Source organism: Arthrobacter sp. 05L44 (assembly GCF_056397605.1).
Genome location: NZ_JBFTNS010000008.1, coordinates 57,793 through 71,283, shown reverse-complemented (window position 1 = coordinate 71,283; position 13,491 = coordinate 57,793). Strand labels below are relative to the sequence as shown.

Annotated in this window: 14 protein-coding genes; 5 read left to right on the top strand and 9 right to left on the bottom strand. The window is 67.2% G+C overall.

The window, feature by feature from the left end; translation table 11 throughout:
• Positions 1-47 precede the first annotated feature (47 nt).
• Positions 48-1,664 carry a solute symporter family protein gene (locus tag AC1DHY_RS14030; RefSeq protein ID WP_476878727.1) on the bottom strand — a complete coding sequence of 539 codons (1,617 nt, stop codon included), beginning with the start codon at positions 1,662-1,664 and terminating at the stop codon, positions 48-50.
• Positions 1,661-2,041 (bottom strand): DUF485 domain-containing protein, encoded by a 381-nt coding sequence (locus AC1DHY_RS14025; protein ID WP_476903781.1) that lies wholly within the window; start codon positions 2,039-2,041, stop codon positions 1,661-1,663. Before AC1DHY_RS14025 ends, AC1DHY_RS14030 begins: the two co-directional genes overlap by 4 nt.
• Before the next feature lie 227 nt (positions 2,042-2,268).
• Between AC1DHY_RS14025 and AC1DHY_RS14020 the strand changes: the two genes are divergently transcribed.
• From AC1DHY_RS14020 to AC1DHY_RS14005, 4 genes are read left to right on the top strand one after another with little or no spacing between them, the layout of a single operon-like run.
• Positions 2,269-3,486 carry a sensor histidine kinase gene (locus tag AC1DHY_RS14020; protein ID WP_476878725.1) on the top strand — a complete coding sequence of 406 codons (1,218 nt, stop codon included), beginning with the start codon at positions 2,269-2,271 and terminating at the stop codon, positions 3,484-3,486.
• 21 nt (positions 3,487-3,507) lie between these two features.
• On the top strand, positions 3,508-4,227 hold the full coding sequence (locus AC1DHY_RS14015; protein ID WP_476878724.1) for a LytR/AlgR family response regulator transcription factor: 720 nt from the start codon (positions 3,508-3,510) through the stop codon (positions 4,225-4,227).
• Positions 4,224-4,634 (top strand): DUF485 domain-containing protein, encoded by a 411-nt coding sequence (locus AC1DHY_RS14010; RefSeq protein ID WP_476878723.1) that lies wholly within the window; start codon positions 4,224-4,226, stop codon positions 4,632-4,634. Before AC1DHY_RS14015 ends, AC1DHY_RS14010 begins: the two co-directional genes overlap by 4 nt.
• 7 nt (positions 4,635-4,641) lie before the next feature.
• Positions 4,642-6,108: a sodium/solute symporter gene (locus AC1DHY_RS14005; protein WP_476878722.1), complete on the top strand. Its 1,467-nt coding sequence runs from the start codon at positions 4,642-4,644 to the stop codon at positions 6,106-6,108.
• 90 nt (positions 6,109-6,198) lie between these two features.
• Here the strand turns inward: AC1DHY_RS14005 and AC1DHY_RS14000 are convergent, their stop codons facing one another.
• The 6 genes from AC1DHY_RS14000 to rpsB form a co-directional block, all read right to left on the bottom strand.
• Positions 6,199-6,783, bottom strand: a complete 585-nt coding sequence (locus AC1DHY_RS14000) for a DivIVA domain-containing protein (RefSeq protein WP_476878733.1) — start codon at positions 6,781-6,783, stop codon at positions 6,199-6,201.
• Between the two features lie 94 nt (positions 6,784-6,877).
• Positions 6,878-7,798 (bottom strand): phosphatidate cytidylyltransferase, encoded by a 921-nt coding sequence (locus AC1DHY_RS13995; RefSeq protein ID WP_476878721.1) that lies wholly within the window; start codon positions 7,796-7,798, stop codon positions 6,878-6,880.
• Positions 7,798-8,355 (bottom strand): ribosome recycling factor, encoded by a 558-nt coding sequence (frr, locus tag AC1DHY_RS13990; RefSeq protein WP_476878720.1) that lies wholly within the window; start codon positions 8,353-8,355, stop codon positions 7,798-7,800. Before frr ends, AC1DHY_RS13995 begins: the two co-directional genes overlap by 1 nt.
• Positions 8,356-8,430: 75 nt before the next feature.
• The gene (pyrH, locus tag AC1DHY_RS13985) at positions 8,431-9,168 is read right to left on the bottom strand and encodes a UMP kinase (protein WP_476878719.1); all 738 of its coding nucleotides are present in this window, start codon (positions 9,166-9,168) and stop codon (positions 8,431-8,433) included.
• A gap of 136 nt (positions 9,169-9,304) precedes the next feature.
• Positions 9,305-10,141, bottom strand: a complete 837-nt coding sequence (tsf, locus tag AC1DHY_RS13980) for a translation elongation factor Ts (protein WP_476903780.1) — start codon at positions 10,139-10,141, stop codon at positions 9,305-9,307.
• A gap of 143 nt (positions 10,142-10,284) precedes the next feature.
• Entirely contained in the window at positions 10,285-11,157 is an 873-nt protein-coding gene (rpsB, locus tag AC1DHY_RS13975) for a 30S ribosomal protein S2 (protein WP_476878717.1), read from the bottom strand.
• Between the two features lie 459 nt (positions 11,158-11,616).
• On the opposite strand from rpsB, the gene AC1DHY_RS13970 reads away from it, so the two are divergent.
• Positions 11,617-12,168, top strand: a complete 552-nt coding sequence (locus tag AC1DHY_RS13970) for a murein hydrolase activator EnvC family protein (RefSeq protein WP_476878716.1) — start codon at positions 11,617-11,619, stop codon at positions 12,166-12,168.
• A 53-nt stretch (positions 12,169-12,221) separates the two neighbouring features.
• Here AC1DHY_RS13970 and AC1DHY_RS13965 read toward each other — a convergent pair whose 3' ends face one another.
• The gene (locus AC1DHY_RS13965) at positions 12,222-13,412 is read right to left on the bottom strand and encodes an acyl-CoA dehydrogenase family protein (protein ID WP_476903779.1); all 1,191 of its coding nucleotides are present in this window, start codon (positions 13,410-13,412) and stop codon (positions 12,222-12,224) included.
• Positions 13,413-13,491 lie beyond the last annotated feature (79 nt).

The window sequence follows — 13,491 nt, the reverse complement described above, 5'->3', positions numbered from 1 at the left end:
GCTCCGCCTTACTGGTTCCGCTGTGTTGGTTGCGGTCCGGCCCCGGGTTAGTGGTTGCTGGCCTTTTCTGCGCCCACCCCGGTCAGGGAGCGGACTTCCATCTCGGCCTGCTTGGTGGTGTCTTCACGCCGCTTGTCCAGCACCGTGCCGAGCCAGCCCAGGAAGAACGCGAGCGGGATGGAGACGATACCGGGGTTGCTCAGCGGGAAGATCGCGAAGTTGGCACCCTGGATCATGGAGGTTTTGGCACCGGACACCACCGGGGAAAGTGCGATGAGGATGATGGCCGAGCCGAGGCCGCCGTACATGCTCCAGATCGCGCCCTGCGTGGTGAACCTGCGCCAGAACAGCGAGTAGATGATGGTGGGCAGGTTGGCCGAGGCCGCCACGGCGAACGCGAGCGCAACCAGGAACGCGACATTCTGTCCGTTGGCGAAGATACCGCCGGCGATAGCCAGGATGCCGATCACAATCACCGTGCGCCGGGCCACCCGGACCTCGGTTTCCGGATCGGCCTTGCCCTTGGCCAGGACGTTGGCGTAGATGTCGTGCGCAAACGACGCCGCGGCGGTAATGGTCAGCCCGGCCACCACGGCCAGGATCGTGGCAAAGGCCACCGCCGAGATGAAGCCGAGCAGCAGCGGGCCGCCGAGGTGGAAGGCCAGCAGCGGAGCCGCGGAGTTGACCCCGCCCGGAGCGCTCTTGATCGTGTCCGCCCCGACGAGGGCCGCGGCACCGTAGCCCAGCACCAGCGTGAACAGGTAGAACAGCCCGATCAGCCAGATGGACCAGACCACGGACTTGCGGGCTTCCTTGGCGGTCGGGACCGTGTAGAAGCGCATCAGCACGTGCGGCAGGGCGGCGGTGCCCAGCACGAGGGCCAGGCCCAGGGACATAAAGTCCAGCTTGGACGTATCCGACTTGCCGTACTGCAGGCCCGGGTTGAGGACGGCCGGGTTCTTGGCCGTTTCCGCCGCGCCGCCGAGGAGGTCGGAGAGGTTGAAGCCGTAGATCGCCAGGACCCAGAAGGTCATTACGGCCGCGCCGGCAATCAGGAGCATGGCCTTGATGATCTGGACCCAGGTGGTGCCCTTCATGCCGCCGATCAGGACGTACATGATCATCAGGGCGCCGACGACGATGATCACCAGCGCCTGTCCGCCCCAGTCGCTGATGCCCAGCAGCAGGGAGATCAGGCTGCCGGCACCGGCCATCTGGGCCAGCAGGTAGAAGAAGCACACGGCCAGCGTGGAGATGGCGGCGGCGATGCGGACCGGTCGCTGCCGGAGCCGGAAGGACAGCACATCGGCCATGGTGAACTTGCCGGTGTTGCGGAGCAGTTCGGCCACCAGCAGCAGGGCCACCAGCCAGGCGACCAGGAAGCCGATCGAGTACATAAAGCCGTCATAGCCGTTGATGGCGATGGCGCCGGTGATGCCCAGGAAGGACGCCGCCGAGAGGTAGTCGCCGGCAATTGCGGTGCCGTTCTGGGAGCCCGTGAAGGAACGGCCGGCGGCGTAGTAGTCGGCCGCCGTCTTGTTGTTGCGGCTGGCGCGGAACACGATCACCATGGTGACCGCGACGAACACGGCAAAGATGCCCATGTTCAGGAGGGTGGTGTCTTTGAGCGCGGCGACGTTGACCGCGGGGACCATAAGTGTCATTGTGCCGTTCCGCTCACTGGGTTGCCGTGCTTGTCGAATTCGTGGCCCTCGATCTCATGCCGGATCTCGGAGGCGATGGGGTCCAGCTTCCGGTTGGAGTAGCTGACGTACCAGCCGGTGATGGCGAACGTCGACACGAACTGCAGCAGGCCCAGGATCAGGCCGATGTTGATGTTCCCCCAAACCTTCGTGGACATAAAGCCCACGGCGTAGTCGGCCAGCAGGACGTAGGCGAAGTACCACAGCAGGAATGCGATGGCCATCGGAAAGACAAAGCTGCGGTGACGTTTGCGCAGTTCCTGGAACCGCTCCGTCGATTGGACTTCCTTAAAGTCCACGAACGCCGGTGCGTCCGTTTCTTGGGCTTCGTGACCCATCGTTCCTCCTCATTGAGACTGGCGAGCCACAACCGGTTACCCGGGTTCCGGGAAACAGACGTCCGGCCTTGTGTGACTGCAATCACTGTGCACCGTGACGCGTGTTACATTCCAGCACCGCCGTGTTTACTGTCGCTCAACGGTCGCCACGCTGCGCCCAACGGCGCACCGTGCCCGTCCGCGCAGCCTCCGCCGCCTGTCCGCACCCGCCGCGCTACGCTGGCAGCATGCCGGACTCTCCCCTCCTCTCCGCCGCGGCGATCGCCGTGATCGCGCTGGCGATCGCCGTCGTCGTCGCCGTGGGACTCAAGGTCCTGCGTTCCTTCCGGGAGCTGGGCACGGACGCCGAGCGGGCTACCTACAAGACGCTGCACGCCGCGTCCCGGGCCGGCCAGCACCTGCGCACCGGGCTGAACCCGGCCGGCGCCGCCAAGGCGAGCCGCCAGCTCCGGAGCCTGCTGGGCTGCGATGCCCTGGCGATCACCGACACCACCGGCGTCCTGGCCTGGGACGGCGGAGGCGAAGAACTCAAGCCGGCCCTGATGGGCCTCGCCGCCAAGGTGCTGGAGGGCGGACACACGGCGGTGATCCCGGCCGGGGAGCTGCAGTTGCTGGCCAACGGCGGGTCCCGGGCGCCGCTGGCTGCGGGGGCGGAACGCGCGGTCGTGATCGCGCCGATCAAGGCCGGCACCCGGGTGGCGGGCGTGGTGGCCGCGTTCGCGCCGGCCGCCGGAGCTGGGCTGGTCCGCGCCACCGGCGAGGTGGCGGACTGGGTGGCCACGCAGGTGGAGCTGGCGGAACTGGACGCGTCCCGGACGCTGCTGATGGAGGCCGAGGTCCGGGCGCTCCGGGCCCAGATCAGCCCGCATTTCATCTACAACTCACTGAACGCAATCGCGTCCTTTATCAATACGGACCCGGTCCGCGCCCGCGAACTGGTGGTGGAGTTCGCGGATTTCACCCGCTACTCGTTCCGGCGGCACGGTGACTTCACCACCCTGGCCGAGGAACTGCGCTGCATCGACCGGTACTTGCTCCTGGAGCGCGCCCGTTTCGGCGACCGGGTGCAGGTCAGCCTGCGGATCGCCCCGGAAGTGCTCAGTACCGTGATCCCGTTCCTGAGCCTGCAGCCGCTGGTGGAAAACGCCGTCCGCCACGGGCTCGAAGCCAAGGAAGGCCCGGGCCACATCACCATCACCGCCAACGACTCGGGCGCCTTCGCGGAGGTCACCATCGAGGACGACGGCGTCGGCATGGACCCGGAGAACCTGCGGGCCGTCCTGGCCGGACACACCGACGGCGACCACGTGGGCCTGCGCAACGTCGATGCCCGGCTGCGGCAGGTGTACGGCGAGGATACCGGCCTGGTGATTGAGACGGCGCCGGGCGAGGGCACGCTGATCACCATGCGCGTGCCCAAATCCCAGCCGCGCCACGACGCGTGAACCCGGCAGTACCCTAGAACCATGATTAACGTCCTCGTCGCCGACGACGAGCTGCCCGCCGTCGAGGAACTGGCCTTCCTGCTGGGCCGGGACGAGCGGATCGGGGCCATCCACCGGGCGTCCTCCGGCGCCGAGGCGCTGCGCGCCCTCGAATCCGAAGACGTCGACGCCGTCTTCCTGGACATCCATATGCCGGCGCTCTCCGGGCTGGACATCGCCCGGGTCATCTCCCGCTCGGCCAAGCCGCCCGCCGTCGTCTTCGTCACTGCCGACGAGGAGTGCGCGCTCGAAGCTTTCGAACTGGCAGCGGTCGATTACCTGCTCAAACCGGTCCGGGCCGAGCGGCTGGCCAAGTCGGTCGGCCGGATCAGCGAACTGCTCCGTGAGGGGGCGCCGGTTCCGGAGATGATCACCGTTGATCTGGGCGGGACCACCAAGATGATCCGCCGCGACGACGTCACCTACGTCCAGGCGCAGGGCGACTACGCCCGGCTGCACACCGCCGACGCCAGCTACCTGATCCGGGTGCCGCTGGCGGACCTGGAGCAGCAGTGGTCCGACGCCGGGTTCCTCCGGATCCACCGGTCCTACCTGATCGCCCTGAACCACGTCAGCCACATGAAGCTTGCAGCGGCCCGGCCCAGCGTCACGGTCACCGGCGCGGAGCTGCCCATCAGCCGCCGGCACCTGCCCCCGGTCCGGGAGAAGCTTGAGGCGACCCGGATCCGGCCGCAGGCATGACCCGGGTCCGTGTCACCGCACCCCGAAGCCTGAACCCGGGAAGCCTGGCCGCGGGCAGCCCCGATGCCGGCGCCGCCAGGACGGACTTCGCCGGYCGGACGGCCGCGGACACCCGGGAGGCCGCCGAGGAATCCGACGCCGGGCAGGTCTTCATCCGGTCCCTCATCCGCTCGCAGCTACGGCTGGGCATCGTGGTGGCCGCCGGCTTCCTGCTGATCCTCGTCGCGTTCGCCCTGATGCTGGCGCTGGTGCCGGGCCTGGCGGAGCTGCGCATCGCAGGGCTGCCGTTCGACTGGGTCCTTTTGGGTGCGGGAATCTACCCGGTCATCGGCCTGAGCGCCTGGCTGTATGTCCGCACGGCGGCGCGGAACGAGGCACGCTACCGCGACCTGGCCGGGGACAGGTGAGCGGCCGGTGAACCCGGTCGTGGGCATTGCCGCGTTTGCCGCCGTGTCGCTGGCCACCGCCATGATCGGTTTCTACGGCCTGCGGATCTCCCGGACCACCGGGGATTTCTACGTCGCCTCCCGCACCGTGCGGCCGTGGTGGAACGCCTCGGCGATCGGCGGCGAATACCTTTCCGCCGCGAGTTTCCTCGGCGTCGCCGGACTCATCCTGCTCTCGGGCACGGACGCGTTATGGTTCCCGGTGGGGTACACGGCCGGCTATCTGATGCTCCTGTTGTTCGTGGCCGCCCCGCTGCGGCGTTCCGGGGCCTACACGATCCCTGATTTCACCGAGGCCCGGCTGGATTCCAGGGCGGTGCGCCGGGTCACGAGCCTGGTGGTGGTGCTGGTCGGCTGGCTCTACATCGTCCCGCAACTCCACGGCGCCGCCCTGGCCATCCGGATCACCACCGGGCTGCCCGCGTGGGTGGGTCAGGTGGCCGTCGTCGCCGTCGTCTGCGTGACGGTGGTGGCCGGCGGGATGCGGTCCATCACCTTCGTCCAGGCCTTCCAGTACTGGCTGAAACTGACCGCGCTGGCCGTCCCGGTCCTCTTTATCCTGTTCGTCCTGGCCGGCACGGGCTCACCCGCCGCCGCGGAGCCCGCCGTGAATCCGACGGCGCTGGCCGCCGCCGGGCCGTACCAGAACATCTCCCTGCTGGTGGCCCTGCTCTTCGGGACGCTGGGGCTCCCCCACGTGCTGGTGCGCTTTTACACCAATCCCGACGGGCAGTCCGCCCGCCGGACCACCCTGATTGTCCTGGGCCTGCTCTCGGTGTTTTACCTTTTCCCGACGGCCTACGGCCTGATCGGCCGGGTCTTCGCGCCCGGCCTGGCCAAGAGCGGCCAGGCCGATGCCCTGGTGCTCCTGCTCCCGGGGCGGATGATCGGGGGGCCGGCCGGGGACCTGCTGTCGGCCCTCGTCGTGGCGGGGGCCTTCGCGGCGTTCCTGTCCACCACGTCGGGGCTGGTGGTGTCCCTGGCCGGCGTCATCAGCCAGGACGTGCTCGGCGGCAGTGTGCGGGGCTTCCGGCTCGCGGCGCTGATCTCGGCCGTGGTTCCGCTCGGGATCGCCAGTATGACGGACTCCACGGCGCTGGCCGGCAGTGTGGGCCTGGTCTTCGCTTTTACGGCCTCCACCATCTGCCCGGTGTTGCTCCTGGGCATCTGGTGGCGCGGCCTGACCGACGCCGGGGCGATCGCCGGGATGCTGACGGGGGCGGCCGCCTGCGGCGGCGCCATGATCGCGGGCGCCGTGCTGGGCGCCGCGGGGACGCCGTCCTGGCTGGCCCAGCCGGCCGCCTGGACGGTCCCGACCGCCTTCGCGGTGATGGTGCTGGTGTCGCGCGCCACCCAGGGCCGGGTGCCGCGGACCATCACCCGGCTGATGACCCGGCTGCATACCCCGGAACGGCCGCTCGTCACTGAACGCTAGTCCGCCGGGCGCTCCGCCGGGGGCTAGCCGCGGGCTAGTCGGGCGCTAGTCCGCTGGGCCCGTTAGCCGGCGCGCCTGCGCGGGAACGGGTCAGTCGATGGCGGCCATCAGCTCGACCACCCGGTCGAGGAACGCATCCACCTGGTTCTCCTCGTAGCCTTCGCGGCCGACGGCGGGGCGGAAGACGGCGCGGCGGATGTTGTCGACGCTCAGCGGCTGGTCCTCTTCGAGGTAGCCGATCAGTTCGTGGCAGAGATCGTCGACGTCGGTGGTGTTGTAGCTGCGCACCTTGCCCTTGGCCGGGCGGCGGAAGCGCTGGCCGTCGGGACGGTGCAGCCGGCCGCGGAGCAGTCCGGCGAGCCGGCCGATTTCGCGGAGCCAGGCGTCCTCGCCGCGCTCCCCGATCAGCTCGTCGCGTTCCCGCCGCGCCATGGCGTCCTCGAGGCGGTCCAGTGCCGCGTCGACGCCGGCCGCGGAGTAGCCGCCCTTGACGGGGTCGAATGAGACGGCGCGGACGTCAGCGCTTTTGATGGAGCGTCCGGCGGCGTGCGGCGATTCGAACGAAACCCGGGCGCGCTGCAGGAACTGGTCCACCTGCTTGGCGTTGTAGCCGTACTGGTTCCGCTGCACGCGGTCAAAGGAGGCCGGGATCTGCCGTTGAATGTCCACTGTAATGTTGTTTCCTTCGATGCCGTTCGGCTCTGGTTGCGCCACGTTCAGGCGTGATTGCTCGGCACCATTCTAGGCACCGGGAGCGGGGAGGGGAGTGTTAGCCGCCGGCTCCGGCGGAGAAGATCATAAAGGCCACCGGTGAAGCGAACACGATGGAGTCCAGCCGGTCCATGACTCCCCCGTGGCCCGGCAGGATGTTGCCCATGTCCTTGATGCCAAGCTCGCGTTTGACCATGGACTCGGCGAGGTCACCCGCCGTTGCGGCGGCAACCATTCCCACGGCCAGGGCCGCACCGAACCACCAGGGCTCACCGAGGACGTAGATGCTGGCGAGGATGCCGACCACCACGGCGCCGGCAATGGATCCGCCGAAGCCCTCCCAGGATTTCTTCGGGCTGATCTTCGGGGCCATCGGGTGTTTGCCGAGGGAGGCGCCCACGAGGTAGCCGAAGGTGTCGTTGGAGACCACCAGCAGCAGCAGTGTCCCGATCTCCCAGGCTCCGATCGGGACCACGCCGCCGGGCCAGGGCCCGATCGGGGTGACTCCGCCGGAGGCATGCAGCGGCAGCACGGCGAAGCTGATCAGGAACGGCACCCAGGCCATGGTGAAGACGCCGGCGAAGATGCTGCGGGCGGATCCGGCGGCACCTTCCAGGGAGCGCCACAGGAGCACCGCCACGCTGCTAAGCAGCATGGCGAACATCAGGCTTTCAGGGCCGCCAAAGTAGGCCGCGAGCGGCATGGCGATGGTGCCTGTCATGGCCGGGATGATCGGCAGCCGGGTGCCGGAGGCTTCGAGGGCCCGGAAGACTTCCCAGACGCCGAACACTGCGAAGGCCGTGACGATCAGGACAAAGGCCAGGGGCAGGAAGAGCAGGCCCCCCAGGACGGCGAAGAGCATGGCGAGGCCCACCGCCGTGGCGGCCGGAAGGTTCCGGCCGGCCTTGGGCGTGGGATTTTTCCGCTCTTTCCCCCGTACCCGGACACGCGGTCCGGGGGCCTGTTCCTCGTCCGCCATCAGACTTCGAGCAGCTCGGCTTCCTTGCGTTTGAGCAGCTCATCGATGCCGTCGACGTGGGACTTGGTCAGGGCGTCCAGTTCCTTCTCGCCGCGGGTGCCCTCGTCCTCGCCTGCCTCGCCGTCCTTGACCAGCTTGTCCAGGGTTTCCTTGGCCTTGCGGCGGATATTGCGGATGGAGACCTTGGCGTCCTCGCCCTTGGCTTTGACGATCTTGACGTATTCCTTGCGGCGTTCCTTCGTCAGTTCCGGGATGGTGATCCGGATGACGTTGCCGTCGTTGGAGGGGTTGGCGCCGACCTCGGAGTCGCTCAGGGCGCGTTCGATGTCCCGCAGGGCGGTCTTGTCGAACGGCGTGATGAGGATGGTGCGCGCATCCGGGACGGCAAACGACGCCAGCTGCTGCAGCGGCGTCGGCGAACCGTAGTACTCCACCATGACCTTGTTGTACAGGCCCGGGGTGGCGCGGCCGGTGCGGATCGAGGCGAAGTCTTCCTTGGCTACCTCAACCGCCTTGTCCATCTTGTCCCCGGCTTCGAGCAAGGTTTCTTCGATCACGGTCTCTCCTCAGAAAATAGTGCGCGCCCCATTGCCCGGGGTGCGGAACTGTCCTAAAAAACATCCTAGCCGCAGCTAGGGGGTGACTACGGTGCCCAGGTCCTCGCCGCGGATGGCCCGGGTCACGTTGCCTTCGCCCTCCATGCCGAACACCACCATGGTCAGGTTGTTGTCCTTGCACATGGTCATCGCCGTCTGGTCCATCACTCGGATGTCGCGGCGGAGGGCCTCGTCGTAGCTGAGGCTGTGCAGCTTCTCAGCGGTGGGATCCTTCTTCGGGTCGGCGGTGTAGACGCCGTCGACCCCGCTCTTGGCCATCAGGACGACGTCGGCGTGCACCTCCATGGCGCGCTGGGCGGCGACGGTGTCGGTGGAGAAGTACGGGAGTCCGGCGCCGGCACCGAAGATCACAACGCGGCCCTTCTCCATGTGGCGGATGGCGCGGCGCGGGATGTAGGCTTCCGCGACCTGTCCCATGGTGATGGCGCTCTGGACGCGGGTCTCGACGCCCGCCTGCTCCAGGAAGTCCTGCAGGGCCAGGCAGTTCATGACGGTGCCAAGCATGCCCATGTAGTCGGCGCGGGAGCGGTCCATGCCGCTCTGCGAGAGTTCGGCGCCGCGGAAGAAGTTTCCGCCGCCGACGACGATAGCGACCTCGACGTCGGGCACGGCGGCCGCGATCTGCTTGGCGACCCCGCGGACAGTGTCCGGGTCAACGCCCAGTTTGCCGCCGCCGAAAACCTCGCCGGACAGCTTCAGGAGCACGCGGCGCCTGGTCTTCTTAGGCTGGGCTGAATTGTTGACGGTTTCCATGGTGCCTTCCCGTTGGTGAGCTTTGAAAAGATTATCGTGCCGGGGACCAAAGGCTGCATTCCGCCCCGGGCCAGCGTTCCCGGGTGCATGCAAAAGGGGTGGCCACCGCAGTGACCACCCCCTCAGCGTGTCTTACTTAGGAACCGACGCGGAAACGCGTGAATCCGGTTGCCTTGACGCCGGCCTCTTCGAGGACCTGGGCGACAGACTTCTTGGCATCCTTGGCGAATGCCTGGTCAACGAGGACCTCGCCCTTGTAGAAGCCCGTCACACGGCCTTCCACGATCTTGGTCATCGCAGCCTCGGGCTTGCCCTCGGCCTTGGCGGTTTCCTCGGCGATGCGGCGCTCGGACTCGACCAGCTCGGACGGAACGTCCTCGCGGGTCAGGTAGTTCGGAGCCATGGCAGCGACGTGCACGGCGACGTCGTGGGCGGCAGTGGCAGCAGCTTCGCCTTCACCGTCAACGGCGAACAGCACGCCAACCTGGGCCGGGAGGTCCTTGGAGGTCTTGTGCAGGTACGCGTCGACCGTCGGGGCTTCGATGCGGGCGATGCGGCGGACGACAACCTTCTCGCCCAGCACTGCGCCTTCTTCGATGACAACCTCGGACAGCGGCTTGCCGTCGACCTCGGTGGCGAGCAGGGTGTCAAGGTCGGCAGCGCCGGACTCAACAGCAACAGCAAGCACCTTGTCGGCGAGCTGGATGAACTTGTCAGCCTTGGCGACGAAGTCGGTCTCGCAGTTGACCTCGATCATCACACCGACGCCGCCGTTGACCTTGGCGGCAACCAGGCCTTCAGCGGTGGAGCGGCCTTCGCGCTTGGTTGCGCCCTTGAGGCCCTTGATGCGGATGATTTCGATGGCCTTCTCGGCATCACCGTTGGCTTCGTCAAGAGCCTTCTTGACATCCATCATGCCGGCGCCGGTGCGCTCGCGCAGAGCCTTGATATCAGCGGCAGTGTAGTTCGCCATGTGAACCCCTCTGTCTAGAAATTTATGTGGTGTACGGACCAACAGGACGGCTGCTCACCCAGTGAGCAGCCATCCTGTCGGTACCCCTTGCGCTGCAGGCAACTGCATGAAGCGCGCGGGGAGATCCTGATTTATTTGTCTGACTACTTGGCTTCGTCGGCGGCCGGAGCAGCTTCGGCGGCCGGGGCAGCCTCGGTTGCTTCCGGAGCGGCAGCTTCCGCGGCGGCCGGAGCGGCAGCCTCTTCAGCCTTGCTGCCTTCGAGGAGCTCGCGCTCCCACTCGGCCAGCGGCTCTTCCGGGGCTTCCGTGGTGCCGGTGGCGCGCTGGTTGCGGGCGATGAGGCCCTCAGCAACGGCGTCAGCGACAACGCGGGTCAGCAGGTTAACGGAGCGGATGGCGTCGTCGTTGCCCGGGATCGGGAAATCGACTTCGTCCGGATCGCAGTTGGTGTCCAGGATGGCAACAACCGGGATGTTCAGCTTCTTGGCCTCGTCAACGGCGAGGTGTTCCTTCTTGGTGTCGACAACCCAGAGGAGCGACGGCGCCTTGGTCAGGTTGCGGATACCACCGAGGTTGGTTTCCAGCTTGGTCAGCTCGCGGCGGAGAAGCAGCAGTTCCTTCTTGGTGTAAGCGGAACCGGCGACGTCGTCGAAGTCGATCTCTTCGAGTTCCTTCATGCGCTGGATGCGCTTGGAAACCGTCTGGAAGTTGGTCAGCATGCCGCCGAGCCAACGCTGGTTGACGTACGGCTGGCCGACGCGGGTGGCCTGCTCGGCAATAGCTTCCTGTGCCTGCTTCTTGGTGCCGACGAAGAGAACGGTGCCGCCGTGTGCAACGGTGGCCTTTACGAACTCGTAGGCACGGTCGATGTAGGACAGCGACTGCTGAAGGTCAATGATGTAGATGCCGTTGCGCTCCGTGAAGATGAAACGCTTCATCTTCGGGTTCCAACGACGGGTCTGGTGTCCAAAGTGGACGCCGCTGTCAAGCAGCTGGCGCATAGTTACGACGGGCATGCCGACGCTCCTTCCGGCAGGTCATTCATGAGAGAGCCCATGGACCCTCTTACCCTGCCAATAGTTGACGGTTGATTAGCAACACCCAGGCGGGTGTTCCTCCTGGCATCCACCGCACCCCTCATCCAGGCCTAGGCCGGACCGTAAGAGGCGCAGTCCTCCGCACCCGGAAGCCGGGCTTCGGATAGGGAGGGCTGGATACGCGTAGTCAGCCGCTGCTCCCGCACTCCTGAATGAGACGTGCTGCCCGGCCACGCGCACGGATCATCGGAATGAACCTTCGGAGTGGCATAAGGCATGAGGGCACAGCAAACTGCTCCACCAAGTGTACTACAGCGGACCCCCACCCAGGGACCGGTTAAGGGGTTCTCCCGGGGGCTGCGGGAGGGGCCTCGACGGGAATCCACATAGCGCCGCCGCGGGCTTCCCGGCCGGTCGTGGCCGCGGCAGGCTGGCGGCATGAGGATACCCGCATTTCCGGCAGCCCTGCTGCTCGTTTTGGCCCTGGCGACGCCGGCGGCGGCGCCCGCACTGGCAGGCACCGCACTGGCAGGCACCGCGGTTCCCGCCGGAGGATGGACCTGGCCCCTCGCCCCCAGGCCGGCGGTGCTGCGGGCGTTCGATCCGCCGGACCGGCCCTGGCTGAGCGGGCACCGGGGCGTGGATCTGCAGGCGGCGTCCGACGGCGCCGCGGTCACCGCACCGGCCTCGGGCACGGTCAGCTTCGTCGGTTTTGTGGTGGACCGGCCGGTGGTCACGATCGACCACGGCGGCGGGCTGCGGAGCAGTTTCGAACCCGTTTCCAGCAACCTTCACCCAGGCGAGGCCGTGGTCCGCGGGGCGGTGGTGGGACGTTCACTGCCCGGCCATTGTGGCGGTACACCGTGCATCCACTGGGGCGTGCGGCGCGGGGAGGACTACGTCAACCCGCTGGCCTTCGTGATGGACCTGCGGCCCTCCATCCTGCTGCCGCCCGTACGACCCGGTGACGGGCTGGGGGGCTCGGGATGAAGGGCCGCAGTGGTGCCGCGTCAGGCCGGGGCATCGCCGCCGGCCGGCGGGGCCTAGACGATGGCCGAAATGCCCGTGATGGCCCGGCCGGTGACGAGGGTGTTGATCTCGTGGGTGCCCTCGTAGGAGTAGATCGCCTCGGCGTCGGAGAAGACCTTGGCCATCTCGTAGTCCGTGACGATCCCGTTGCCGCCAAGCAGGCTGCGGCCGATGGCGACGCTTTCGCGCATCCGGGCCGTGGTGAACGCCTTGGCGAGGGCGGACTGTTCGTCCTTTGCCTCGCCGGCGTCCTCCAGCTGCGAGAGGCGGACCATCATGCCCATCGAGCTGACGGCGTTGCCCAGTATCTGCACCAGCTGGTGCTGGACCAGCTGGAAGGAAGCGATCGGACGGCCGAACTGGCTGCGCTCGACGGCGTAGCGGCGGGCGACGTCGAAAGCGGCGAGCTGCTGGCCCACGGCCTGCCACGCTACGGCCAGCCGGGTGACCTTGAGGACCTTGTTGGTGTCGCGGAAGCTGTTGGCGTTGGCCAGTTTGAAGAAGTCCGGGACCACAACGTTGCTGAGGGTGATGTCGGCGTTCTGGACGGTGCGCAGCGAGATCTTGTTTTCGATCTTCGTGGCGCTGAAGCCCTCGGTCTTGGTGTCCACGAGGAAGCCCTTGACCTGGCTGTCGGCCAGGTCCCGGGCGTAGATGACTACCCAGTCGGAGAAGGTGGCGTTCCCGATCCAGCGTTTGGCGCCGTTGAGGATCCAGCTGTCGCCCTCCCGCCGGGCGGTGGTGCGGGTGCCGCCGGCGACGTCGGAGCCACCCAGAGGTTCGGTCAGGCCGAAGGCGCCGATCTTCTTCAGGGAGTAGATATCCGGCAGCCAGGCCTCCTGCTGCTCCTGGGAGGCGAGGGCTTCGATGGAACCGGTGAACAGCCCGTCGTGCACGCCCATAAAGGTCGCGATCGAGGTGTCGGCGCGGGTGGCCTCGGCGTGCAGGATGCCGGCGAAGAGGTTGGAGTAGCCCTGGCGGCGGACCGGGCTGACCAGGTCGATCTCTGCCAGCTTAGGGATCAGCTCCATGGGGAATTCCCCGCGGTTCCAGCAGTCCACGGCGATCGGCTTCACTTCGCGGGCCATGAACTCCCGCACCTCCGCCAGCCGGTCCTGCTCCTTGCCGCTGAGCAGCTGCTCGAAAGCGAAGAAGTCGCCGTCGGCGTAGGGGAGGTTGTTGATGTCGATTGCAGCTTTGGACATGTTGTTCCTTCACTCGTGATCAGCAGTGATCAAAAGGGTACGGCGTCACGCCGCGATAAGTTACTCACCAGTAACATAT